Origin of the sequence: Bradyrhizobium viridifuturi (assembly GCF_001238275.1) — a bacterium.
Taxonomy (GTDB): Bacteria; Pseudomonadota; Alphaproteobacteria; order Rhizobiales; family Xanthobacteraceae; genus Bradyrhizobium; species Bradyrhizobium viridifuturi.
In genome coordinates this window covers 1-23,852 of the sequence record NZ_LGTB01000073.1, presented here as the reverse complement: position 1 = coordinate 23,852, position 23,852 = coordinate 1, and the positions used below count along the sequence as shown (strand labels likewise).

At 60.0% G+C, this 23,852-nt stretch carries 16 protein-coding genes and 11 pseudogenes; 4 read left to right on the top strand and 23 right to left on the bottom strand.

Annotation, left to right across the window (positions count from 1 at the left end; genetic code table 11):
* The 4 genes and pseudogenes from tnpB (ALC15_RS42740) to ALC15_RS39320 all read right to left on the bottom strand — a co-directional run.
* The coding region (tnpB, locus tag ALC15_RS42740; RefSeq protein WP_162240550.1) for an IS66 family insertion sequence element accessory protein TnpB at window positions 1–150 on the bottom strand (150 nt) is incomplete at its 3' end.
* Window positions 147–572, bottom strand: coding sequence for an IS66-like element accessory protein TnpA (tnpA, locus tag ALC15_RS39330; RefSeq protein WP_050631913.1), 426 nt, complete (start codon window positions 570–572; stop codon window positions 147–149). The genes tnpB (ALC15_RS42740) and tnpA (ALC15_RS39330), both read right to left, overlap by 4 nt.
* Before the next feature lie 355 nt (window positions 573–927).
* Entirely contained in the window at window positions 928–2,037 is a 1,110-nt protein-coding gene (locus ALC15_RS39325; protein ID WP_094194408.1) for an IS110 family RNA-guided transposase, read from the bottom strand.
* Window positions 2,038–2,143: 106 nt separating this feature from the next.
* Window positions 2,144–2,683 (bottom strand): annotated as a pseudogene (locus ALC15_RS39320) (helix-turn-helix domain-containing protein); the annotation flags it as partial.
* A gap of 251 nt (window positions 2,684–2,934) precedes the next feature.
* On the opposite strand from ALC15_RS39320, the pseudogene ALC15_RS42735 reads away from it, so the two are divergent.
* Window positions 2,935–3,089: pseudogene (locus ALC15_RS42735) on the top strand (cold-shock protein).
* A gap of 165 nt (window positions 3,090–3,254) precedes the next feature.
* On the opposite strand, the pseudogene ALC15_RS42730 reads toward ALC15_RS42735, so the two are convergent.
* The 3 genes and pseudogenes from ALC15_RS42730 to ALC15_RS42725 all read right to left on the bottom strand — a co-directional run.
* Window positions 3,255–3,474 (bottom strand): annotated as a pseudogene (locus ALC15_RS42730) (IS6 family transposase); the annotation flags it as partial.
* A gap of 193 nt (window positions 3,475–3,667) precedes the next feature.
* Window positions 3,668–5,626 (bottom strand): NEL-type E3 ubiquitin ligase domain-containing protein, encoded by a 1,959-nt coding sequence (locus ALC15_RS39315; RefSeq protein ID WP_162240549.1) that lies wholly within the window; start codon window positions 5,624–5,626, stop codon window positions 3,668–3,670.
* Window positions 5,627–6,009: 383 nt separating this feature from the next.
* Window positions 6,010–6,291, bottom strand: coding sequence for a LexA family protein (locus tag ALC15_RS42725; protein WP_094194406.1), 282 nt, complete (start codon window positions 6,289–6,291; stop codon window positions 6,010–6,012).
* 38 nt (window positions 6,292–6,329) lie between these two features.
* Between ALC15_RS42725 and ALC15_RS42720 the strand changes: the two are divergent.
* Window positions 6,330–6,727 (top strand): annotated as a pseudogene (locus ALC15_RS42720) (helix-turn-helix domain-containing protein); the annotation flags it as partial.
* A 571-nt stretch (window positions 6,728–7,298) separates the two neighbouring features.
* Here the strand turns inward: ALC15_RS42720 and ALC15_RS39305 are convergent.
* The 3 genes from ALC15_RS39305 to ALC15_RS39300 form a co-directional block, all read right to left on the bottom strand.
* Complete coding sequence (locus ALC15_RS39305; RefSeq protein ID WP_063781947.1) at window positions 7,299–7,811, bottom strand: Hcp family type VI secretion system effector; 513 nt, start codon at window positions 7,809–7,811, stop codon at window positions 7,299–7,301.
* Window positions 7,812–7,999: 188 nt separating this feature from the next.
* Entirely contained in the window at window positions 8,000–8,197 is a 198-nt protein-coding gene (locus tag ALC15_RS43870; RefSeq protein ID WP_128089730.1) for a hypothetical protein, read from the bottom strand.
* Between the two features lie 176 nt (window positions 8,198–8,373).
* Window positions 8,374–9,855: a type VI secretion system Vgr family protein gene (locus ALC15_RS39300; RefSeq protein WP_050631908.1), complete on the bottom strand. Its 1,482-nt coding sequence runs from the start codon at window positions 9,853–9,855 to the stop codon at window positions 8,374–8,376.
* Between the two features lie 1,222 nt (window positions 9,856–11,077).
* Between ALC15_RS39300 and ALC15_RS39295 the strand changes: the two are divergent.
* Both ALC15_RS39295 and ALC15_RS39290 read left to right on the top strand, forming a co-directional pair.
* Window positions 11,078–12,030, top strand: a pseudogene (locus ALC15_RS39295) (IS256 family transposase); the annotation flags it as partial.
* Window positions 12,031–12,165: 135 nt separating this feature from the next.
* A pseudogene (locus ALC15_RS39290) lies at window positions 12,166–12,555 on the top strand (ATP-binding protein); the annotation flags it as partial.
* Window positions 12,556–12,806: 251 nt separating this feature from the next.
* On the opposite strand, the pseudogene ALC15_RS39285 reads toward ALC15_RS39290, so the two are convergent.
* The 13 genes and pseudogenes from ALC15_RS39285 to ALC15_RS39245 form a co-directional block, all read right to left on the bottom strand.
* Window positions 12,807–13,013: pseudogene (locus ALC15_RS39285) on the bottom strand (transposase); the annotation flags it as partial.
* A 134-nt stretch (window positions 13,014–13,147) separates the two neighbouring features.
* A pseudogene (locus tag ALC15_RS42715) lies at window positions 13,148–13,294 on the bottom strand (transposase domain-containing protein); the annotation flags it as partial.
* Between the two features lie 123 nt (window positions 13,295–13,417).
* On the bottom strand, window positions 13,418–13,789 hold the full coding sequence (locus ALC15_RS46955; protein WP_283806335.1) for a transposase family protein: 372 nt from the start codon (window positions 13,787–13,789) through the stop codon (window positions 13,418–13,420).
* Window positions 13,790–14,374: 585 nt separating this feature from the next.
* Window positions 14,375–14,887: an Hcp family type VI secretion system effector gene (locus ALC15_RS39280; RefSeq protein ID WP_063781946.1), complete on the bottom strand. Its 513-nt coding sequence runs from the start codon at window positions 14,885–14,887 to the stop codon at window positions 14,375–14,377.
* Between the two features lie 183 nt (window positions 14,888–15,070).
* Window positions 15,071–15,385, bottom strand: a complete 315-nt coding sequence (locus ALC15_RS43865; RefSeq protein ID WP_210168625.1) for a hypothetical protein — start codon at window positions 15,383–15,385, stop codon at window positions 15,071–15,073.
* A 53-nt stretch (window positions 15,386–15,438) separates the two neighbouring features.
* A complete protein-coding gene (locus tag ALC15_RS47380) occupies window positions 15,439–16,296 on the bottom strand; it encodes a contractile injection system protein, VgrG/Pvc8 family (RefSeq protein WP_094194403.1) in 858 nt (285 codons plus the stop codon).
* Between the two features lie 47 nt (window positions 16,297–16,343).
* A pseudogene (locus ALC15_RS48055) lies at window positions 16,344–16,913 on the bottom strand (contractile injection system protein, VgrG/Pvc8 family); the annotation flags it as partial.
* A gap of 711 nt (window positions 16,914–17,624) precedes the next feature.
* A pseudogene (tnpC, locus tag ALC15_RS42700) lies at window positions 17,625–18,946 on the bottom strand (IS66 family transposase); the annotation flags it as partial.
* Window positions 18,947–19,071: 125 nt separating this feature from the next.
* Complete coding sequence (gene tnpB / locus ALC15_RS39265) at window positions 19,072–19,425, bottom strand: IS66 family insertion sequence element accessory protein TnpB (RefSeq protein ID WP_050631904.1); 354 nt, start codon at window positions 19,423–19,425, stop codon at window positions 19,072–19,074.
* Window positions 19,406–19,846 (bottom strand): IS66-like element accessory protein TnpA, encoded by a 441-nt coding sequence (gene tnpA / locus ALC15_RS39260; RefSeq protein ID WP_063781943.1) that lies wholly within the window; start codon window positions 19,844–19,846, stop codon window positions 19,406–19,408. Before tnpA (ALC15_RS39260) ends, tnpB (ALC15_RS39265) begins: the two co-directional genes overlap by 20 nt.
* Before the next feature lie 174 nt (window positions 19,847–20,020).
* On the bottom strand, window positions 20,021–21,484 hold the full coding sequence (xopAG, locus tag ALC15_RS39255; protein WP_283806334.1) for a XopAG/AvrGf1 family type III secretion system effector: 1,464 nt from the start codon (window positions 21,482–21,484) through the stop codon (window positions 20,021–20,023).
* A 430-nt stretch (window positions 21,485–21,914) separates the two neighbouring features.
* Window positions 21,915–22,124: an Hcp family type VI secretion system effector gene (locus ALC15_RS39250; RefSeq protein WP_050631901.1), complete on the bottom strand. Its 210-nt coding sequence runs from the start codon at window positions 22,122–22,124 to the stop codon at window positions 21,915–21,917.
* Between the two features lie 725 nt (window positions 22,125–22,849).
* Window positions 22,850–23,692, bottom strand: a pseudogene (locus tag ALC15_RS39245) (IS3 family transposase); the annotation flags it as partial.
* Between the last annotated feature and the right edge of the window lie 160 nt (window positions 23,693–23,852).

Genomic DNA, 23,852 nt, shown 5'->3' with positions numbered 1-23,852 from the left:
TCGCTTGGCCCGGAACACATAGACAGCTCCCGAGAATGGATCTGCATCCATGCTCTCGCGCACCAGGGTCGCAAGACCCTCCATGCCCTTGCGGAAGTCTACCGGTTTGGTCGCCACCATCACCCGGACTGCGCCTGACGGACCGATCACCGGCTCGCCTTCGCTTGGACGATCGACGCAATCATCGCCGCGTCCGCTCCACGACCGGCTCGGATCGTGATGCGGTCGACTTCAATCTCGATGATCCCGCTGTCTGGCCTGCGCAATGCTTTGCGCTCCCGGTGAGCAGTCGGCGCCGGCACCACGGCGTCCACCACCGCTGGCACAAACTGTACTTCGTCCGCCTCGGAACGCCCGCTTGCGGCTTCTCGCAACTGACGCCGCCACCCAAACAGCTGCTGCGGCGACAATCCATGCCGTCGAGCCACGGAACATACCGAGTCGCCGCTCGCCACTATCTCTGCCACGATCCGCGCCTTGTCCTCGTCGCTCCACTTCCGCCGACGACCGGCTCCGGTGAAGACCTCAAGCCGCCGCACCGGCTCCGTGATAGCAGTATGCACTGTGTCCATTCTAAGCCTAACGGTCGAAACCGAACCGCAGACTCGCAGATCGCTCCGTCATCCGGTAGGTGGCCGCTGAACAGCGCTCTGATGTCCGCTGTCAAGGATTAGAACGCAGAGCCTCGCCCGATCGTCGATCGGCTGTTCATAGAGATGATCGTGCATAGGTGGAGGCGGAACCGTGGACGTCGGTGATCAAGCTCTGATGCGCGGGTTGGCTACCGCATTCCCGATTGTGCGTCCGAGGTCTGCTCCTATCTTACTGCGGGCGTCGGCGTTTTGGCCGGCCACAAAGCGTCTGACGGGCATTCCCTCTGCCGTGGTCCCGCCTCCGCCCATGCACGATGATGAGAAGGGCGCCTAATCAGGCTGGCTGCACTTGCCTAGCGACCGCCCACATGAACCCGACCAGCTCACGGGCGATAGCGGTGCAGACCACCGTCGTTCGTTTGCCGCACGCAGCCAACTTCCGGTAGCGAGCCGTCAAGCGGCTCTGTGCTTTCCACGCAATCTCTCGCACGGCTGGCGATGCCTGCTCGAGCCGGTATAGCTTTGTCTTGCCGATCTTCGGCGGGTGTCGATAGGTCCAGGCGCTCTCGACCAACATGTGGCGGACGCGGCCGTTGCCGGCCTTGGTGATGCCGCCCCGCCTGACGGTCTCCCCCGTCGATCGCTCGCCCGGCACCAGGCCGAGATAGCCCATGAGTTGACGTGGGCTCTCAAAGCGGCTCACGTCACCAACCTCAGTGGCGAATGTCACTGCGACGATCAGATCGATCCCCCGCAATGTCTGAAGTGCCCGCACGAGCGGCTCCAGAGACCAGGCTGAGACGAACTCTTCGATCGTACGCTCCAGACGTTCGACCCGCTCCCTGGCGACGCGAACTGCTTCGACCATCTCCTGGAGCGCGATCTGATGTGCGGGGTGATCGAACTGCTGTTCCTGAAGCCAGCGCAGATAGCGCATCGTCCAGCCCTTCTTGCGGGGATAGGTGCGGCCGTGCTTGAGCATGAAGGCGCTCACCTGTTGGCGGTGAACCCGCAGTGCCTCAACCGCTGCCGCTCGGGCGCGAACGAGATCTCGCATTGCCTCGTGGCCTTCATCGGGAACCCATACCGCCGTCAGTTCGCCGGCGCGCAGCAACCGGGCGAGAGAAACGGCGTCCCGGCGGTTCGTCTTCACCCGATCGCCGGGCTTCCTTGGGATCAACGATGGCGCCACCACCGTGCATTCGTGGCCGAGCGACCGGATCAGACGATAAAGGCCATAGCCCGTCGGGCCGGCCTCGTAACAGAAGTGGACGCGGTTAAACCGGCTGGCGATCCGCACTATAATGCCGCGCGTGTTGACGGCCGAAGCATCGACTTCACCGAAGAAGCGAACCTCTCCCTCCCGGCCTGCCTCCGCAATCGCGACGGCATTTCTCAGTTTGGCGACATCGATTCCAACAAATGCTTCCCTATAATCCGCCACGGCTCGTCCTCCTGTGATGAGGATCGGCTCGGACCGCCCGAGCAACCCTCGGACGCGCAGCGTAGGGCGAGCCACCTCACCGGCAGAGACGGACATACGGTCTTACGGTCCACGTCGCCAGCGCGAACGACAAGCTCGACGCGCCCATGACCGCCACGAAGATGTGCGCGTCGCGCACCTCGCCAGTCTTACGGTCAACCACCGGCACCGTGTCGCCGGCATAGTCGACAAACAATTTCTCGCCCCCGCCGTGGTGCTGGCGCATCACCAGCGGCAGCCGGCCTTCCCAATTGCGGAACAAGTCACAGAAACGGCTGTACCGGTACCCGTCCGGATACTCTGCAATGTACTCGTCCCACAGCACCTGCAAGGTCACATGCTTGCGCTTGAGCTCGCGGGCAATAACGGACCAGTCAGGCTCTGCCACCTTGCGGCGACCCGGCTTCACGCCAGGCACCCCGTACAGCGGTTGCTCCAGCTCCGCGTCGCTTGTCGCTTCCGGGACCGGCCATGCCAGGCCCGCGCGCGCAAACCGCTTCAGCGTGTCACGTACCGTCGTCGGCCCGATGCCGACGCGCTCGCCAACCACGCGCGTCGAGAGCCCAGCCTCAAGGCTCAACCTCACAATCTCGCGCACCTGGCGCATCATAACCCTCCTCGTCGGCATCCAATCCTCCCAGCTGCTTCCAGCCGGAGAATTGGCCCAACGATCGGGCCTCACACCATCCGAAACTGCGCGCGATCAAATCGGAAGCCTGCGCGGAGAATGCTCGGAATGCTGCGCGCGATCATTTCGGAACCCCGCGCGCCATCAAGTCGGTACGCTGCGCACCATAATCTCGGAATCCGCACGCACCCAGTAAACCATGGAAACGTGATCAAAAGGGGGACGGATTTATCACTCCAGATGACGGCGGAAGCGACATTTTTGTCCACATTAGCGCCGTAGAACGCGCTGGAGTCTCTGGTTTGGCAGAAGGCCAAAGATTTCTTACGAAGTCAAAGCCGACCCCAAGCGTCGCAAGAGAAGTGCAGAAAACCTGCGGGTCTGATCACGTCGGCTGGTGATAGATCTCCGGTAACAATTGCTAAAGCGAACAGGCTGCGTTTTTTCAGAGATGACGCAGCGAATTAGGAGTGCGGCACGTCTTTGGATTGACCTTGTTCGCCGTCTTTTGCGTCTATATCCGCGTCTGGTCGACAGCGCGCCAGAGCTAATTTCGTGCGCCCGCGATCGAGATAACGACCTCGCCAGATGCCATTTGTCACCGCGAGCGGAAGCGCGCTGGCGTATCCGATCGGAGAACGCCTCGCCGAATTTCCGTCCCCACTGGCGCACGGTTTCAGAGGTCACGCCAATGCCAAGGCCGCCAACATTTCCTCGACCATGCGCAAGCTTGAGGGGAACCGGAAATACAACCAAACGGCATAGCTGATGCCTTCCGGCGAGAAGCGATGGCGGCGATAAAGAGGGGCCCGGCGGTCGGCATGCCGGTCGTCTACCCCATCGGCCGCTCCAGTCGTTGACGGTGCCCTTGAACAAGCCCCATAGGCCTGCAAGATCGCGCATAGCCTCCCTCGCCTTCGCGCAACGCGACTTCACAGGCCCCCAGATTCGACCTTAAGCGCGTCATCGATTCCGCGAGAGCCGCCGCTGGAGTGCCGGCCGATCGGCGACGAGATCGGCGAGGTGAAGCGGCCCGTGATCTGGCCGCTCTCCTTGCGCCAATCGTCTCGCTAGCGTCCGTGTGGCGTCCACCACAAAGACGCCGCAATCATAGCTATTCCTCTGACGGGCCATGGGGACTGGTACGAGGTTGACGCTCAGGATTGTTGCGAGCTCTGTTGCAACCGCGCTGTTGTGTGGCCCGGCTGAGTCATAATGATAGGCAGCCCGGTGGCGGCGATCAACGAACATTAGCGACCAATGGTCGCCTTCTTGATCAGCACGACCGTTGTTCACTGGCAGAAACAGGAAGTCGGCTGTATCGTTAGGCTCCTGATCTACCCGGACGATCTCCTGGAGAATTTCCTGCCTGACAGTCTCGTCCGCGGTTTCGCGCAGCAGCAGGGCCTGCGCCGGTTTCACGAACCGCGTCCGGGCGACCAGCTCTGGATACTCCCTCTCCAACTCCGCGCGCACGAGCGCGTAATCCGCTGTGATATGTTCGTCGCCCAGCCATTGCTCGGGGGCGAGCGCCAGCGGATGTTCTGGTCTAATGCCTAATTCGGAGACCTCTCCACCCGTTTGATCCGGCCTGGGAAGAATGTGCCGATCCGACTGCAGCCCAGGCCTAAAGCCAGCGAGCACCTTGTCCCTTAGAGCCCCCTTGATCTCGCGTTCGATTTCCTTGCGGACCTCGACCCCTAATTGCCGCTCCGCATCGCCATCGCCGGTCAGGTTCAGGGCGGCGAGCCTTTTCTTCAGTCGGTCATCGAACTCCTCCCCCATTGCATCGATGAGCTGTTCCTGCATCGCTTCATAGCCTTCGGGTGCAATGCGGCGCTCCACCGTCTCAAAAGGCTCCCAGCTCGCCAAATAATCGTCGAAGCCCGCCGTCTCCTCGTTCTGCACACGCGTCTCGGCCTCGTCAATGTCTTCGTCCTTGACGCCAGAGGCCTCGAAGAAACGCATATCCGGGGCGACGACGGGCTCCAGCTTCAGCCGCTTGCGCAGAGCGGCCTGATAGGCCAGATGGACCTCGATGTAGTCGAGCTCCGCGTCGGGGGAGGAGCGGAGCAATTCGGCCTTGAGTAAGCGGGCCTTCTCGTGCGCGATCTTCTCCAGCGCGTCCAAGCGGAACATGACGCGGCTCAGACTGACGAGCTCGTCGAGCCGGTTGTCATAGACCCTGTTCTCGATGTCTAGGATCAAGCGTGCGCATTGCATGCTGTTCCAGGTCAAAGTTCTCCGATCCTCGCAGGTTTGGTTGGCATCGACAGCCAACTCGAAATACCGCGCGCGCAATTGCGGATTGTTCGCCGCCCGCCGTAGATCTTCGACCACCGCCTGCCGGAATCCTTCATCGGCAACGTTGACGTTCTGCGTCAGCAGCTTGTGCAGAAAACGCGCGTAATCCTGGGCGCCCTCCTCTTCGGAAAAACCCTGCCAGAGGGCCACCGTCTCCGGCTCGCCATCAAGCCAGTCCGCGACCGCCTCGGCCAGAGTCCGCGCTGGACCTTGCGTCCCTGTTCGCGTCCCTGCTCTGCCCACCAGGATTATCGGTCCATGATAGCCCCCAGCATCCCGGGCTGTCGCAAAGTCCGTCAGCACCCGCTCGGACAGGGGATTCTCCCTCAGATTAACTACGAACGCATCTCTCAGCTGCGTCAGCAGATTCTCGGGCACACTCGTCAGCCGGTTATTATGAGCGTGGAGCCAGCGGAGCGTGGCAGGAAGGCGGTCCGGCAGGCTGGTCAGCTGGTTGCCGAAAACAGTGAGCCTTCGGAGCGTGTTTGGGAGGGCGGGAAGGCTGGTCAGCCGATTCAACCGGGCGTCGAGTTCAGACAGACTGGGCGGAAGCTCAGGCAGGTGGGTCAGCTGATTGTCGCTGACGTTTATCCGCTGGAGCGCGAGCCACGCCGGCAAGCTAGGGGGTGACAAAACCGTTAGGGCCACCGACGTAAGGGCTAGCTGCCTGGAACTTGCGGCCACCTCCCAAGCTCTTGTTATTCTTACCGTCTCTAGCCGAGCCTCTGCTTCGGCCCAAGCGTCAAGATTGGGCAGCTGCGACGATTCGACAGGAGCGTCGGCGGCTCGCGGCGCCCGGATGAAGCACTGGCCACACCGCCTCATCGCCCGGGAGAGGACGCAGAGGCAACCTCGCGGTTGATCTTGTTCTGAAGGTTCGGGACGGATGCCAGAATCCCGTTCGGCCTGCCCTGCGTCTGAGGCGCCATCTCGTCCTTGTCGTCGTTGACGACGCAAATTGCCGCTTTCGTCCATCCCGCATCCGATCGACGATTGGTTCATCACAGTGATTGTGACGTTTTTGATACCGAGCCATTCGAGGATGCGCAAGTTTTCGGGGCCACGAGGATTTCGATGCTTCGGGGAACGCCTGGCTGACGGCGGATGAAGCCGTTTCGTTCGAGAGTGAGGATCATCTGGTGGACTGAGGGCGGGCTGACGCGGAAATGGCGCTGGATGTCTTTTTCTGCGGGCGGCTGTCCGAACATGAACGAATAGGTATGGATGAAAGCGAGGTGGTGACCCTGCTTCTCGGTGAAGGGCGCGCCTGATTTTTGACTCATCGCTGGATTCGTTCCGGCCTCCGACAGGGAGGCAAATCATGAATGTACGTTACCGGGTTCGAATTGAGCCAAGCCGAGCGGGAGGAACTGTCGGCGATGCTGAGCGGCGGCACGCATGCCGCCCGCAAGCTCAAGCGGGCACAGATTTTGCTGGCGGCCAACGGCGGTCGGCGCGACGAGGAGATTTCGCGGACTGTGAGTGTCAGCCTCTCCACTAGCGGCCGGACCAAGCGCCGTTTCGTGGAAGGCAATCTGGAGCGGCCTTGAGCGAGGAGTCGCGTCCGGGCGCAGAGCGCAAGCTGACCGGCAAGGAGGAGGCCCTGCTGGTGGCGACGGTATGCGCCAAGCCGCCCGCAAACGCTGGACGCTGCTGGCCGACACGATGGTCAAGCTCACCGATCACGACAGCCTGTCGGGCGAGACCGTGCGTCGCCGGCGCAGCTCAGATCGTCGCGTTCTTGCTCGTTGAATCTAATCCCCTGGCCGCAACGCGTCTGCCAGTCCATCTCGCCGCCCACGACGCGCCGTCGCAGCAATCGCCAAAAGGCGCTGATCTGATGCTGTCCTTCGCCCACCGTGCAAACCCGCGCACCTCAATTGCTCGAAACTTCGTTCGACCGCAATCGGCTGCCCCTAGCGACTCCTCCAGTTGCCACGCTGACTCATCGGTCGTGTGATTTGGCAATGCCTCAGGGTTGGCGCTCAGCTGATTGGAACGCACTAAAGCGAAAACTCACACAATGCCGGGACAATGAGATCACCTCTGTAGCAGCCTCGCGGCCCGACGAGTCCGACGTCAAATAAAAAACCAACGTTAGGGCGCATGTGACTCAGCCGCGGACGCGCGACCGCACATCATCGCACAGCCGACAGCAACCAGCCCGTTTGTGACAGCTTTCGTGCATCAATCTAGCCATGTCGGAGGCACATGTTCCCGACTTAACACCTTTCGTGGATTGGGTTGCTACAACGGCACCGCAAAGACAGAGAACCAAATCATTGCATAGTCACCATTTGTCTTCGCCGCTCGTGCTGCCGGGCACATGCTCCCATTTCACCTCTTTGTAGGTAAACGACCAGTCTTCCATGTTCTGAAAGAAATTGTTCGCCGGATTGATCGTCAGCGGCACATAAGCCTTACCCTCAACCAACGTGGCGTTCTTCCAGCTTATTTTGAAGAAGTTCTGCGGCTGCGGCATGCCACCTGGATCGGTGCGGTAGAACTCGCACACCACATCTTCGAGCACCTCGTTGGTGGCCAGGGCCTGCCATAGCAGCGGCGAGGCACGATCGAAGAATTTGGTGAAGAGTACCGGCTGGTGGTTGCGAGCGCCCGTAGCGACGCCGCTCGTCCCATCGCGCGGAACGATGATGCCGCTGGCAAAAGAGACAACGGTGATCTTCCCTTGCTTGTCCGAGTCACCCTTTGCGACCTGCCCGATGCTATCCGGCTTGGAAGCATCCTTGGAGATCTCGCCCTGCTTCTTCCCCTTGATTGTCATGTAGGCTTCAAGTGACATGTTCGCCTCCGGGTCTTGCGGCATGCGCCGGCACGACGGACATCGCAACATCTGTGCCAGGGAGCGTGCGCCCCCCCCAGGCACCATATATTTGCCGCCGTCGTGGCGTGACGATTAACACAAGGGACAGGAAGTCCACATACCGACACGATCAAGCGACGCTGTCGTCGTGATCGTGACAACGATCGTTAAAGGGCAACGGGATCGACCTGTTCCAGTTGACACTCGATATCGAGAAACGCACGCGTAGCCACGTCAAGGACGGCCCGACCCCCTACCCTGTAGTCGATGCGGCTATCGACAACTGCATCGCCCTGCAGGGCATAGACCAGCACGGTGAAAGGACCGCGTTGCTCCTCTTCGAGGCAATTCGTGGACAGTTTCAAGCGTAGCTCCCGACCGTCGCGAAGCCGCAGCGAGCGAATGCCATCGGCCGACGGCGGTGGTATGTTGATCGCCGGTACCGCACGATCGTCGCGCGCGCCGTATTGGCGATCGCTTCCAATAGGGGATCAATCTCGTGACTCGCTGGGCGCCAGACAGTCATAAGGCGCCGTAAGAATCACGCATGTCCGTCGTAAATCTCGATCGAGGCGCCAGATTGGGACCTGAGGCGGTTAAACAAATGCGTGTCCGAGGTGACTCCGGCCTTCATGTCTGGATTATAGACTGCTCCGATCACGACTGGCCGGTCGATGTCGCCGTTCAGGTAGCTGACCAGCACTTCCGTTCCGGGGACCAAGGGACAATGCAAACCGGTTTGATTCGGACCCACATAAGGCTCAAGCTTGCGCACGTAGTCGCTGCCACGCCCCTTCGCCAATTCCTCGGCGAAGACAAACTGCAGCTTGTAGCGGCCCTGATCGTCGATCTCGGCACGCCCGTTCCATGCTTCTCCATCCACCGTGGCGATGTGGAGGCCGACGCCGAGAGGTACGGGCGTCATCGCAACCGGCCGATAGGGCACGTCAGCACGGATGCAATGGACGATGTTCTGGTAGGCTCGCCCGCTCTGCACGGACCCGCGGAATCCTTTTGGCGCCGGTCGATAGGCCGAGTGATCCGCGGCAATCGCGAGGTATTCACCATCGAAGCGGGGATGGCCCTGCACTTCGAATATGACGCCAGCCCGCAACCCCGGCGCGTCGCTGCGCGCGATGTACATTGTCTGGCCGGCGTAAATTTGCTCGGCGCGAATTCGGGCGAGCATGGTCGCGTCCGCTTCGTTAGTGAAATGCCCGCCGAAGCGGGCCGCCTTACCTAGAAAACCGCTCCCTCGTCCCACCTTCTCCTCGACTGACACGACAGAAGGCACTGTTTCGTTGTAATCGCGGAGCGCGATCGTCTTTGTCGAGAGAACTCGGCGCTGTCGGAATGACCAAACGGCCGCTTCGTCAACGTCGCGTGACGCATTGCGTTCGTGATGGTGCGCATAAAGAATCGCTGACTTTGTTCCGAACTGGATCCTGGGGAAAGCCAGATTCTTGTCCCCAAAGACGACGGCTTCATCGCCATCTTCCTGCTTGAAGAAATAGAAAATTCCGTTCCGTTCGCAAAGGCGGGAGACAAACGTCAAATCACTTTCATTATATTGTACGACATAATTTCGCTTGAGATAGCGATCAAGGTTGTATTCTGCGGGAATGCTGATGCTTGCCCTGCTCAATTGCTGCTTGATGATGTCGTCGACGCCCATCGGTTGACCGGGACCATAAATGCGGCTGGCAATGGATAGCTCCGCGACCGCCAAGCGTGGCCGCAAGATCAATTGGAGCACCCGCCGGTCAGTCACAGTTGCGTCGAGTTCCTCGACTTGGGCGCATAGTCCTGAGGCAATCCAACGCCCGCATGCTGTTTTTACCGACAGTGTGGCACGCTCACCTATCAAAACGGCGGTATCGACATCACTCGAAGTCGTAGCGTGAATCACGTAACTGTACGGCAGGGAAATGCACTCAGTCCCCTCGAATCCTTCTACTTCCAACTCAAGGTCTGGCTTGCTGCGAATATCCAGATCGATGTTGAGATTAGATTCGTTGGTCATCAGTGCCCCAACTCATACTTTGCTAGGCCAGAAACAACTGTCACAGGTGCCGCGGAGCGAGAGTCAGTCGGGGTGCAAAGCGTTCAAGACAAGATAGTTTTCCTACTCGCCTTCCGAGAGCGCTGAACCCTGGGTCTCAATACGTGCGGCGGCAGAAAGCGGAAAGCAAAGACCCGGCCCTTCCGCCGGAAAGATTGTCGGTGGCCTCCCAGACTTTCGTTTTCAAGCAAAGTGCAGTCTCCCGGCTCGCCAGTACGGTTTCGCAGCCCAGCGTCGCTTGGAACTGCCGCGATCTCAACATTTCCGTCACATTCGCTCCATTGATTGCTAACCGAAAGTTCACGCACCCGTTGCGTGCGCTGTCAGATGCAGCGGAAGATACCCTTGGTTCGCCTCTCGAAGCGACGTAGGTGCGTTGAACGGAACGAGAGCATCGATCGCCGGCACTTCTGCGTGTAGTCAGACGTTCGCGTTGCTGCATTCCCAATAGCAAGAGGCGTGCCAATGCGGCTCTTCGTTTGATCTACTGACTATGTTTTGAAAACCGAGACCTAGAGCGAGCAATCTGACAGAGATGTTGCGCCTGTCGGACGCCGGACAAGAGATAAGTGGTTGCGCCCTCACACAAGCTCCTTTTTCCATCTCATAATTTGTCGCTCGAAGAACAGCTGCGCTTGAAGCGGCTCCGCGGCGAGATGATCCACGATGATCCGCAAGTGATGTGCCACGCGAGACCGACAAAGAGAGGCCATCGTCGATGATGACGAACAGGCCAGGAACTCCATTGAAGATTGTGATCGCTCGATGCGAGGTCGAGTCCGGATTTACCCAGTGCGCGACATTAAGAGCGGCAGAACGGTCATTGCCAGTCCGTGCGCAGCAAAGAAAGGGATCCAAACCGCAAAGCGTGGGGCGCTGACGGGCTGGCGGTTTGAGCTTCTCATCGACAGAGGTTTTCCGGTGGCCAATCGGTCCATGACTACGCCTGGCAGTATTGCCTCTCCGCGCGAGAACCGAGAATATGCCTTGCGAAGTGCCGTGATCGACGTCATATCTTTCCTCATGGGTCGCGTCCCCAGTGATGGTGTAGCTCGGTAGAGCAAAGCCGCCCGCAGGCGCGCCCTCAAATGGCGCCGTAGCGGGCGGGCGGCTTTGCGGTGGTCACCGGCGATTCGCCGGTAGGATCGGGTTGCGACACGCCGCCGCAACCGAGGAACCACCGATGACCGACGATATGATGAACCTGCGCACGCTCGTGGAGAAGACCCTCCTGATGCCGATCTGTTGCGCGAGATGATCGGCTTTGCCGCCCAAAGGCTGATGGAGTTTGAGGTCGAAGGCCAGACCGGGGCGGCCTATGGCGAGAAGAACCCCGAGCGTCTGGCCCAGCGCAACGGCTACCGCGACCGGATCTGGGAGACCCGCGCCGGCACGGTCGAACTGCGCATTCCCAAGCTGCGCAAGGGCTCCTACTTTCCGGGCTTTCTGGAGCCGCGCCGCATGGCCGAGAAGGCGCTTACCGCCGTGGTCCAGGAAGCCTATGTGCAAGGCGTCTCGACCCGTTCGGTGGACGATCTGGTGCAGGCGATGGGGATGAGCGGCATCTCCAAGAGCCAGGTGAGCCGGCTCTGCGGCGAGATCGACGACAAGGTGAAGGCGTTCCTCGGCCGCCCGATCGAGGGCGACTGGCCGTATCTGTGGATCGACGCCACTTACGTGAAGGTGCGCCAGAATGGCCGCATCGTCTCAGTCGCCGTGATTGTCGCGGTCGGCGTCAACAGTGACGGCCGGCGCGAAGTGCTCGGCATGGATATTGGTCTCTCCGAAGCCGAGACGTTCTGGACGGCATTCCTGCGCAAGCTCGCCCGCCGCGGCCTGCGCGGCGTCAAGCTGGTTGGCTCCGATGCCCACGAGGGTATCAAGGCTGCCATCAGCAAGGTGCTCAACGCCACCTGGCAGCGCTGCCGCGTGCATTTCATGCGCAACGCCCTAGCGCATGCCGGCTAGAGCGGGCGGCGCGTCGTCTCCGCCTTCATTGCCACCGCGTTTGCCCAGGCCGAGGCCGCACGAGCGCAGTGGCGAAAGGTTGCCGACCAGCTCCGCCCCAAGTTGCCCAAACTTGCTGGCTTCCTCGACGAGGCCGAGACCGATGTGCTCGCCTACATGACCGTCCCGCCCACAGCCCCTCTCGTCGAGCAAGCCGGGAAAGCTACATGGCGCGGCCGACCCGTCGACTTCGCATCCGTGCCATCAGGGTAACATTTGCTGATGCGGCAATACGAGGGGGCAAATTTGCAAGCCGATTGACACCTGTTCGCTGACCTCGATCTCGCTCACGGCGACGGCCGCTTCCCGCGACTGTTCCGGATGCTGGTCAAGGTCGATTTGCTTGTATTGGACGATTGGGGACCCGACCGCCTCTCAGCCGGCCAGCGGCGCGATCTCATGGAGATCGTCGAGGACCGCCATGGCCGCGGCTCCATCCTCATCACCAGCCAACTCCCTGTGGCAACTTGGCACGAGGTTATTGGCGAGCCTACTGTCGGCGACGCCGTGCTGGATCGTATTGTCCACAACGCTTATCGGATCGAGCTCGACGGCCCTTCCATGCGCAAGCTCAAAGCCGACGAGGAGCGGCTGACGCCGGCCGCGGCCACAACGCCAGCCAACGGCAAGCCGCCCACGGGAGCAAAACTTTGAAGCGCATCGCCAGCCCACCGGCCGCCCCCGTGGGTCAACAGGCACCTCCCGCGCGCGCTGCTGCGTCAGCCGTGGGGGCGACTCCGCAGCGCGCGCGGGTCCCTCCTGTTGACTACGGGGACGGCCTCCACCGCGCTTGACGCCGAGCCAAAACACTGAGATCAGAAAATGCACCTGACGGCACCATCACGCTGGTCGCGATCGATCGGAATGGGTGGTCACAATCCGTCGTAGCGGGTGGTCACGATCGTCGGAATACGCACCCATTGGCATCCCGTCGTCGCAATGTACTGGATCGCATCCCATACCGATCGCATGCGGGTCTTGCGCGGTCGTCCGACCTTGCTCGGCCTTGGCATCAACAGCTCGATCAAGGCCCACTCCGCATCCGTACAATCGCTTGCATAGCGGAGCTCTCGTCTGTCATGCTGACAGCGGGTGATTTCGGTCCAGGTCATTTGCTTCTCCGAAGGCTTCGAACACCTCGAAGAATCACAACCTGCTGAAATCACCCAACTTTAATTTCCGGTCGGCCTCTCAGGCGGCCTGCTGATGAGCGGGATAGTCGACTTTGCGCCGGAAAATTCCATTCCTAGGGCAGCAATTCGTGCAGCCACGATGCGGGAAGATCGGTGCTGCGGGCGAGGACATCGGCGGGCCACGCTTTCGGATCGACGTCGTTGAGACGACAGGTCGTGATCATCGTCAGCATGATGATGGCGGCGCGGTCGGCACCACGCGCTCTCTCATGTTGCCCAACTGTTGTTCGGCCGAGCTAGTCGGATAGCGCGACAATCAGGGGTTCTTCCGCACATTTGATGCAGCTTGAGAGACTGGGGTTGGACGGCTTGCTCGATCGTTCTCAGGCAACCAGGAGGACGTGTCGACGCAACAGCGGGTAGCTTGCCCGGCCATACCTTTGTCGTTTGATGGCTTTGATCCTGCTGATCTGACGTAAGCGCTGTTCGACCGCAAAACCAATCGCCAGTTGACTCTCGCCGAGGCGGGTTGTGCGTCTTGCTTTCGGTCGCACTGTTGCCGGTAGCCGCTCGGTGCATATCCGACGCGGGCATTGCGGATTCGCGCATCGAAACCGTCGCGCGTGAAGCCGGATCTCAACAACCCGACCCTGCCACGGCAAATTGGCTAAGCGCCGCACGTAATGGCTGTGGATGCGACTCGTCTGACAGCCGCAACAGGGACAGAGCGAGACCGCTGACTTCGGCTGAGCCACGAGCACCACCCTGTCGGCCTGCGGAAGGATCTGGACAATCGAAAGCTCGGGGGAAACAGCGAGCGAAAGGCTTGGAGCAAGGCGAATCACGGGCGTCGACTGCGATTCCGACCTTATGCCCTTATTCGCACTGTCCGTGAATCCTGCACTCTGCACCAAATGTGCGGAAGAACCCAATCAGGATGAGAGCGGAGTCTCACCCTGATCGCCGCCGCGCAAGTCGGCTCGAAACGCATCAAATCCAACCTCGGCATGCGCTGATATTGTTAAGTTCCCCGATGGTGATGGGCGACTTCTCAGCGTTAGCGCTTCCGATCACTGCAAGATTTAACAACAGCGCTCTTCGCGCGCCAGTTAGCAATTGCCATAGCAGCATCGCTTTTGGTGCTCGGCGGCATTATCTCCAAGATCGAGAGGCTCGCGGACGTCGCAGCCCAGAGCGAGGGCGGCATCGACCGAGAACTAAAAAGAAACAAGCAAATTGACGTCCTCGGTTACACGTCAGCTACGGCAAATGTCTCGATCTCTCTCGTCGCTTGTGCCCCACAAGCGTCCAAAATGGCGCTGATCCAAATCATGGCATTGTCACCATTTGTCCTCGCCGCTGGTGCTGCCGGGAATGTGCTCCCATTTCACTTCCTTGTAGGTGAACGACCACTCTTCCATGTTCTGATAGAAGTTGTTTTTTGGATCGATCGTCAGCGGCACGTAAGCCTTGCCCTCGACCAATGTCGCGTTCTTCCAGCTTATTTTGAAAAAGTTCTGCGGCTGCGGCATGCCACCAGGGTCGGTGCGGTAGAACTCGCAAACCACATCTTCGAGCACCTCGTTGGTGGCCAGCGCCTGCCACAGTAATGGCGAGGCACGATCGAAGAACTTGGTGAAGAGCACCGGCTGGTGATTGCGAGCGCCTGTGGCGACGCCGCTCGTCGCGTCGCGCGGAACGACGATGCGGCTGGTGAAGGAGACAACGGTGATCTTACCTTGCTTACCCGCATCACCCTTGGCGACCTGCCCGATGCTGTCTGGCTTGGAGGCATCTTTCGAGATGTCCCGCTGCTTCTTTCCTTTAACTGTCAAGTAGGCTTCAAGTGACACTTTCGCCTCCTGTTTGGTGACATACGCCGGCACGCACCGGCAAATGGATATCGCAACAACCGTGCCAAGTGCCCTTGGTATCCGCTATCAAATATCGCGAGCTCTCCCAATCTGAGGGCGCAGCGCGGACGTCCGGCACCGACACAATCGAGCGACGACATTGTCGCGATCGTGACAACCCTGTCACGACGGAACCGGGCCGCCCCGTTTCGATTGACAAGAGACATCAAGAAATGCACGCGTAGCGACGTCGAGGACAGCCTGCCCGGTCACACGGTAACCCGTGTTATCGACAACGGCATTGCCCTTCAGGGCGTAGACGAGCACCGCGCAAGGATCGAGTTGTTCCTGCTCAACACAGTGCGCAGATAATTTGAGGCGCAATTCCCGTCCATCACGAAGCCGTTGCGAGCGAATGCCATCGGCCGACGGCGGTGGTATGTTGATCGGCGCCGTCGGCAAGATGGTCGCGCGTGCCGTATTGGCGACTGCTTCCAATAGCGGGTCGATCTCGCGAGTCGCTGGACGCCAGACGTCATGAGGTGAGTAAATCACGAAGGTCCGTCGTCGTAGATTTCGCTCGCGGCGCCAGATTGCGTTTTGAGGCGATGGAATAAGTGCGTGTCCGAGTTTATTCCTCCCCTCATATCAGGATTGTAGACGGCTCCGAGCACGACTGGCCGGTCAATGTCGCCGTTCAAGTAGCCGACCACAACTTCCGTTCCTGGCACCAATGGACAGTGCAAACCGGTTTGATTCGGACCTACGTAAGGTTCTAGCTTGCGCACGTAGCCGCTGCCAGCGCCTTTCGCCAATTCGTCGGCGAACTTAAACTGCAGCCTGTAGCGGCCCTGGTCGTCAATCTCGGGCCGCCCGTTCCAAGCTTCTCCATCGACCGTGGCGGTGTGAAGCCCGACGCCCTGAGGCACAGGCGTCATCGGAACCGGTCGATAAGCCACGTCCGAGCGGATGCAATGGACCGTGTTCTGGTATGCTCGCCCATTCTGCCCGGATGCAGCGAATCCGGTCGGCGCCTGGCGATAGGCCGAGTGATTCGCGGCGATGACGAGATATTCACCATCGAAGCGGGAATGGCCCTCCAGTTCGAAGATGACACCAGCGCGCAACCCCGGCGCGTCGCTGTGGGCGATGTACATTGTCTGGCCGGCGTAGACCTGTTCGCCACGGATCCGGGCCTGGGCGGCCGCTTCGGCTTTGTTGGCAAAATGCCCGCCGAAGCGCGACGCTTTGCCCAAGAAGCCGCCGCCTTGCCCGACCTGCTGATCGATGGACACGACGCAAGGCACCGTTTCGTTATAATCGCGAAGCGCGATCGTCTTTGTCGAGAGAACCCGGCGCCGCCGGAAGGACCGAACAGGTTTTCTGCGACGTCTCGCGGTGCGGACCACGGTGCATAAAGAATCGTCGACTTCGCGCCGAACCTGATGCTGGGGAAGGCCAGATTTTTATCGCCGAAGACCAGGGTTTCACCGTCGTCTTCCTGCTTGAAGAAGTAGAAGATTCCGTTCTCTTCACATAGACGCGAAATGAACATCAAATCACTCTCGTTGTATTGCACGATGTAGTCTCGCTTCGGATAGCGATCAATGTTGTATTCGCGGGGAATGCTGATGCTCGCCTTGCTCAACTGTAGTTTGATGATGTCGTCGACGCCCACGGGTTGGGCAGGGCCATAAATGCGGCTCGCAACGGAGAGCTCGGTGACCGCAAAACGCGGCCGCAGGACAAACTGGAGCACCCGCACGTCACTTACCGTAGGATCGAGTTCCTCGATTTGGGCGCACAGGCCGGAGGCAAGCCACCTTCCGCTTGCGGTCTCGAGGGACAGCTTGGCGCGCTCGCCTATCAAAGAGTCGGTATCAACATCGCTCGACGTCGTGGCGTAAATCACGTAGCTGAACGGCAGGGAAATGCACTCTGTGCCCTCGAACCCTTGGACGTCGAGTTCAATGCTGGGATCGCTGCAAATATCCAAGTCAATAGTGGGATTGGAGTCGCGGGTCATCGGTGCATCACTCACGCTGCGGCAGTTCCGACACGCTTGTCACGAGCGAGGGATCGTTGAGGAGCTCGAAGCACTTCATTGTAACGATATCCCACGTTCCTACCCGTTTTGCGGCACAAGTGTACCGGCTGCATCTCAACAGGCAACAGCCATGCCAATGGTATCTCCTCATTTGAGCGACTGAATAGGTTCTGAAAAGCCGCGGTTTGCCAAATAAGTGTTGTCAATCTAACAGCGGCGGCGTGACAAGTCTGACACTGTTTTGAAATGGACCCCGGTTTTGGGACCAGAAGCTAAGTTGGAAAAGGGCAGCTCCGTTTGATAGACGGAGAGCATGATGACAAAGAAGACACGACGGAAGATCGACGCGGCGTTGAAGGCGACGATTGCGCTGGAAGCGGTGCGGGAGTAGGCCGACGGGGGCCCCTGCGCTATGAGGCTCACCCGAACCAGATCTATGCCTGGAAGAAGCAGCTGCTGGACCAAGCGGCCCGGCTTTTGACGGGGTGTCGAGCGCGAGAGCGAGGAAGCGCGCGAACGCGAGATAGAGAGGCTGCACGCCAAGATCGGACAACGTAAGCGCGCATTTTTCTGCACAGGCTGCGCGCGCGGCTGGCCGCGGTGTCGCGCGACGCCGGGCCCCAGTGGGATCATCGGAACGGCTTGATTGATCCTGAGCGTTCGACCGTCAGCCGCTGTCGTTGTCAGCTGGCAGGTTTTTTGAGCGGTGCAGTTGAACGGCAACAGATCTTCGATATCGGCGTCTGGCGCGCGCTGGGGCAATTCGGTGAGCGCGTGACGTAGCCATGCATAGGGATCGACGCCGCATGCCCGGCATGTCAGCACCAAACTGTAGATCACGGCGCTTGCCTTGGCGCCGGCAACAGTGTCGCTGAACAGCCAACTTTTTCGTCCGGTGCAAAACGGCCTGATGTCGCGCTCCAGAACATTGTTATCGATCGGAGCGAGACCGTCATTGGTGTAACGGGTCAGATAATCCCATTGGGGGCGCGCATAGGCGATCGCCTTGCCGGTCAAGCTTTCGGGTAGGACCTTCGGCGCCTGGTCGTCGAGCCAGGTCCGGAAGGCGGCCAATACCGGCAGGCTATGCTGCTGGCGCAGCCGCAAGGTGTATGCGGCGCGCGTTTCGCCGTCGGGCGGCGTCTGGCGCGCCACCCTCTCGACCTCATACAACGCCTCGAAGAACTTGAGCGCCTGCAATGGCAGACCGCCAGGCTTTGTCCCTGGCCTTGAGCGCATCGGTAAATTTCCTGCGCGCATGCGCCATACAGCCGAGATGGATCGCGCCTGTCAGCGTGCGCCAGGCGTCATAGCCGTCGCTCATCAACAAGCCGCGATAGCCGGCCAGGAAGGCCTGAGGATGTTTCTGGCCGCGGCCGGGCTGGTAATCGAACAGCACGACCGGCTGCGCGCAGTCCTGGCCGCTGCGATAGGCCCACATGAAGGATTTGGCCTGCGCATCACGGCCGTCCTCCTTAAGAACCTGGACCCAGGTTTCGTCGCCGTGGACCAGGGGCTGCGACCTGAGCTTTTGCTGTAGCGCGTCATAGACCTGATGCAGATGCAACTCGCTCGCCCGGATCACCCAGTTGCCCAGCGTCCCGCGGCTGATGCTGACGTCGGCGCGCCCCAGCGCGTCCGCCACACGGTACAGCGGCGTGCCGTCGACGTATTTGTTGGCGAGCACCAGCGCCAGCGTCGATGGCGTGGCGACGCTACCCGGCAGCGGTTTGCGGCCGCGTGTCTTCGGCGCCGGCTTTGGAGCCTCCGGCAATCCCGTGTCCGGCACGGCGACCGCCTCGACATCGTCGTCGTCCCGGCTTTCGGCGGCGGCCTGCTCGGCTTCGTTGAAGATGCGCTCCTTGAGCTTTTCACTCTTCGGCGCATACCGGTGCAGGCGCTCCAGGCGCAACTGCTCCTCAAGATGCGGCACGCGTTGTGCGAGTTTCTCGTTTTCGGCCTTCAGCAGCGATCAAGGCTTCCAGCTCGTGCGTCGTGGGCTTGCGACTCATCGTAGTCTTGAATCGAAGTCATGCCGCCGCGTCAACCGGGCTCCCATGTCTTCGTCATGTCTTCGGCGGCGTGATCTGAGAACGGCCATGCCGAAGCCCGATGACGCCGCCCGCATCGAACACGCTCAGCCCACGCTCTGATATTGCCGCACCGGATGACGACGCACCGCCGCGATATTGCTGCCGTCAAGCAGCCAGTGTAGCTCCTCCGTCGTCAGCGTCAGCACCGCCTCCTGACTTCGGGGCCAGTGGAATCTGTCGGCCTCCAGCCCCTTCAGCAGCATCCAAAATCCTGACCGATCATAAATCAGCAGCTTGATCCGGTCGCGGCGACGATTGCAGAACGTGAACACCGCGCGCTGGAACGGATCCAGCCCCATCGACTGCTCGACCACGATCGCCAGGCTGTTGATGCCCGCCCGGAAGTCAATCGGTTCGCGGTGAAGGTAGACCCGAAGATCAGACGCCAGTCGGAACATCGCAACGCCCCAGGGCTTCAATCACCGCCGACAGCAACTGCGCGTCGCCGCCTTTCAGCGAAAGCGTCACGCCGTTGGGCATCGATGCCGTCAGCCGCCCTGCACAGGATCGCTCCGTCGCGCAAACCGCGATCGCGCCAGTAGATCGAGTTGGCGACGGCGCGCAAACCGGAATAAAGGCTGGCGCAATCGGCGCCCGCGCCTCCGGCTGGCCATCCTCGCTCTGAAGCGGTCGCTTGGCCACCCACTTGTGCAGCAGGTTCGCGTTCACGCCGTGTTGCAACGCCAGCCCCGCCAGCGACACGCCAGGCTGCAGACAGGCCTCGACCAGCCGCTGTTTGCTGGCCGGATCATACCGACGCCGGCCATTGCGCAACACGCCGACCGTCTCAAGTTTCAAAGGTTCTTCTGGAGTGATCATCGATGGTGTCCACCTCGCTCATGGTGGACACCTCATCCCATCTCCACGCTCAACTGCATAGGTGCGCAGAAAGGAGCGCTTACGGACAACTGACAAATGAAATCGGACTCAACTCGTCTTCGAGCTCTGACCACCTCGAGAGTGTCGTATCGCTAATGCTCGGTTCTTACGGCGTCAACTCCGCATCGAGAGATATCTACCGCCGTAATACTCTTTCGCAGCTTTGCGACACACTCCCTCGTAGAACTCGTCAGCGTCTTCAATTGTGTAACCAGCGCCGGCGAAGCAGCCTCGTGCTACCTCGCGGAGCGTATGCCTTATTGACGTCGTATCGTCGTATACCGCGTTCAGACACGCGATGATGACTAGGACCTCCTCCTTTGAAAGGCGCGGCTGGCCACTCATCAAGCGCGCGTGATTGATGCAGGCGACCGCGTTGGCGCACGTGAACGAGTCACCCAATCCCGAGCAGTCCTCGAACCCATTGCTCTGGCCGTTCAACTTGACGTGCGCGATGGGCAGATATTTCAAGTCATCCATCTTAGCGTAATTCAATTCTTCGACTGTCACGCGACCATGACGGGACCGCCTCTCCTGCAACCAGCCGTCGAGTTGATGCAGGCTCGGCCCGACCCAACTTTTGTTGCGTTTGAGCGGGTTCATATTTGGATCTTCGAACATAAACGTCGCATCGAGCCTGCTGGTTTCCTTCCGTGACAGCCAGCCCTGCTCCGAAAGGGTCTGCATCACGACGTTCTCAGCGTTTCCCCAACGGTCGTCCGCAGCGTAGACCTGCCTGAAGTTCAGGATGGTTTGGCCAGCCGCGAATTGAGCATCCTCTTCGAGACCGCAATTCTTGTCGAGCAGCGCCTCGAGCCTCTCGATACATTGCTTGAAAGTGAGTCCCTTCTCGCTCTGGATGGCATCGTGGAAGTGCTGCATGCCCTTGTTCACGAAAGGATGCGTGATTGACCGTGAGGTGTAGCCGTAAGCGCCAGTTTCCTCATTGAGCACGCCGGTCAACGCGTACTTGCCCTTCTTGTCGTATAGCGGGCTGTTCGTAAGGTCCGGATCCTTGGGCACTTTCGGTGGCCTGTACTTGGCCACGCAATCATCCTTTACGAGATGACCCTTCATGCAACTCAGGTTCCGCACAAGAGACGTGCGCGCCTCTTTGGAGTCTACCAAGCGACCAACGTATACATAGGTCGCCGCCCGGTAGTCGATCATTGTTACGAACCGCCTGTTACCGCAGGTACGGATTGGATTGAGGGGACGCTCATGGAGGCGCCGCGTGTAAGAATCGGCAGCGTGATACGACGAGTAGTACTCCCGTGCCTTCGCCTGAGCCAGTCTGAGTCGCTCGTTACTGGTGAAGCCCTTCTTCCCGTCGTGTAGTGATGTCGTAGAAAGGAAGAAGTTATTTCCGACCTCATTATAGGCGTAGCCCGCGCCCGCGAGATACAATCCATATTTCAATGCGCGCGCAACGTTTGGCCCGCTCCCCCCCTTCGCTCCGTCTCCACTATTCGTTTCTCTCCCGACCTGCCGCACCACAGAGTTCCTCCCATCTGGAGTTGCTACATTCCGGACATTGACCGCAGCAAGTGAATGCCGCTCCGCATGGAGCGCAGTCATCGAACTCGGGGCCTCGGCCCATCCGCCGACGATTTGCCAAACCTGGGAGCGAAGCGCAGCAAGTGAATGGTCCGCTTGGTGAGGCGCACTGAGGATGCGTGCCCCGGCCTGTTCGCCAACGATCCGCCAAACCCGGGAACGTAGAGAAGCAAGGGAATGGCCCATTTCGTGGAACGCAGTCATCGAGCTAAGTTGCCCGGCAGTCCACGAACGATCCGTCGGCTGAGGGACGAACATCGTCCGGGCTGGTTATTCCCAATTCACATCTCATGCTCGTCAATCACGGCCATGGTGCACGATCAACAGCCCGATTGCGGCCCCGCTGGGGCGCGCGACATTGCGGTCCGAACACGGCCGCCTTGATGCACCGCGAGATCCTAAAACATGACCACTTCGAAGGCCCGTGGACGCGTCGATGTGCGTAACATATCTACGATTGCCCGCTCGGCACCTCGGACCAAGTCATCATCCTTGGCTTTGCAAACCTTTTGGGGGCTACCATTTGATCCTCGTCGCTGGTGCTGCCGGGAATGTGCTCCCATTTCACTTCCTTGTAGGTGAACGACCACTCTTCCATGTTCTGATAGAAGTTGTTCTTTGGATCGATCGTCAGCGGCACGTAAGCCCTGCCCTCGACCAATGTCGCGTTCTTCCAGCTTATTTTGAAAAAGTTCTACGGCTGTGGCATGCCACCAGGGTCGGTGCGGTAGAGCTCGCAAACCACATCTTCGAGCACCTCGTTGGTGGCCAGCGCCTGCCACAGTTGTGTGCTGTCAGGGACGGATAGGTTGGGTTTTCTTCTCAAAACGATGCACGTGGATTCAAGGGAAAGAGAGAGACATTCGCCTTGCGTTTCGTATCGTCGGCCAACAAGTGTACCGGCTGCATCTCAACAGGCAACAGCCGTGCCAATGGTATCTCCTCATTTGAGCGACTGAATAGGTTCTGAAAAGCTGCGGTTTGCCAAATAAGTGTTGTCAATCTAACAGCGGTGGCGCGACAAGTCTGACACTGTTTTTGACCGAGCAGACACTCCAGAGTCACCTGCTCCGCTTTGTGACATCGCGCCAAAATTGAACCCGATCTCTCTTTTTAACCCAAGCGTCTCGGAAAAAGTGCGACGCATCTTGCATTCGTAAGTGGCGGAGAATATGACCAGTCCAGGTGCGTCACTGAAGCTGGTGGCTTCTGTCTTCGAGCCGCTTTGGGGTGCAAGGCCGCGACAATCCCGGAGCTATCGAAGACGCGCGCGGACATTACGACCAGACAGCGACCGAACGCCCCTCCATGCCGGACAAGAAACGAGAGTCAGGCTGCAGCGAGACCGAACTTTGGACCACCCAAAACTAGAGTTTTGCACTTTGCTCACGTTGGCGGGCTGGTGGCGCCGACGTGGTTCTGCAGCAAAATCGGCGGTCGATTGCCGATCGCCCCGTGGGGCCGTTCTTCATTGTAGTATCTGCGCCAATCCTCCACTTTTTGCTGGGCATCCGCAAGAGATAGGAACCAATGGGCGTTGAGGCACTCGGCGCGGAAGCGGCCATTGAAGGCTTCGATGTACGCGTTGTCGGTCGGCTTGCCGGGCCGTGAGAAGTCCAGCGTGACGCCGCGCTGGTAGGCCCACAGATCGAGATCGCGCGACACGAACTCGCTGCCTTGATCGACGCGGATCGTTGCCGGGAAGCCCACTTCCTTGCAGGCCCTTTCCAGCACCGCCACGACGTCGCTGCCGCGGAAGGTGAACCGAGCCGCCAGCGCCGGCGAGAAGCGGGAGAAGATGTCGACGATCGTGAGCACGCGCAGCTTATGTCCCGTCGCCAGCTGATCGTGAACGAAGTCCATCGCCCAGGTCTCGTTGGATCGCGTCGCCGGCCTGCGATCATCGCGCAGCTTGGCCTTGACCCGGCGTTTAGGCGTTTTGTTGCGCAATTGCAGGCCCAATTCGCGATAGACGCGCCGGGTCTTGTTTTGCCCATGGCGCCAGCCCTCGCGGCGGAGCAGGACGTGAACACGACGGTAGCCGTAGCGAACGCGGACATGACAGATCCCCTTGATCTTCTGTTCGAGGGCAGCCTGGCCGGAGCGGCGGGACTTGTAGTGATAGGTCGATCGGTCAAACTCCAGCGCGTCACAGGCCTTGCGGATCGAGACCTGCCATTCGCCACGGACTTCGTCGACCAACTTGCGCTTCCGGCCAGGCTTCATAGCTAATGGGATGGTCCACTCCGTCCTCCCAGTGCAACAATGGCGGTGCAGACAAGGAGGAGTGGTCATGGCACATCGCAAACCAACGAACGTGGCGGTCTATGGAGTCGATCTTGGCAAGAACGTCTTCCACATCGCAGGAGCCGATGCCGATGGCGCGATG

Coding starts and splice junctions, on each gene's coding strand:
- tnpA (WP_050631913.1), bottom strand. CDS start 572: ATGGACACAGTGCATACTGCTATCACGGAGCCGGTGCGGCGGCTTGAG.
- ALC15_RS42725 (WP_094194406.1), bottom strand. CDS start 6,291: ATGAGTCAAAAATCAGGCGCGCCCTTCACCGAGAAGCAGGGTCACCAC.
- ALC15_RS39305 (WP_063781947.1), bottom strand. CDS start 7,811: ATGTCACTTGAAGCCTACATGACAATCAAGGGGAAGAAGCAGGGCGAG.
- ALC15_RS39300 (WP_050631908.1), bottom strand. CDS start 9,855: ATGACCAACGAATCTAATCTCAACATCGATCTGGATATTCGCAGCAAG.
- tnpB (WP_050631904.1), bottom strand. CDS start 19,425: ATGTTCCGACTGGCGTCTGATCTTCGGGTCTACCTTCACCGCGAACCG.
- tnpA (WP_063781943.1), bottom strand. CDS start 19,846: ATGATCACTCCAGAAGAACCTTTGAAACTTGAGACGGTCGGCGTGTTG.
- xopAG (WP_283806334.1), bottom strand. CDS start 21,484: ATGACTGCGCTCCATGCGGAGCGGCATTCACTTGCTGCGGTCAATGTC.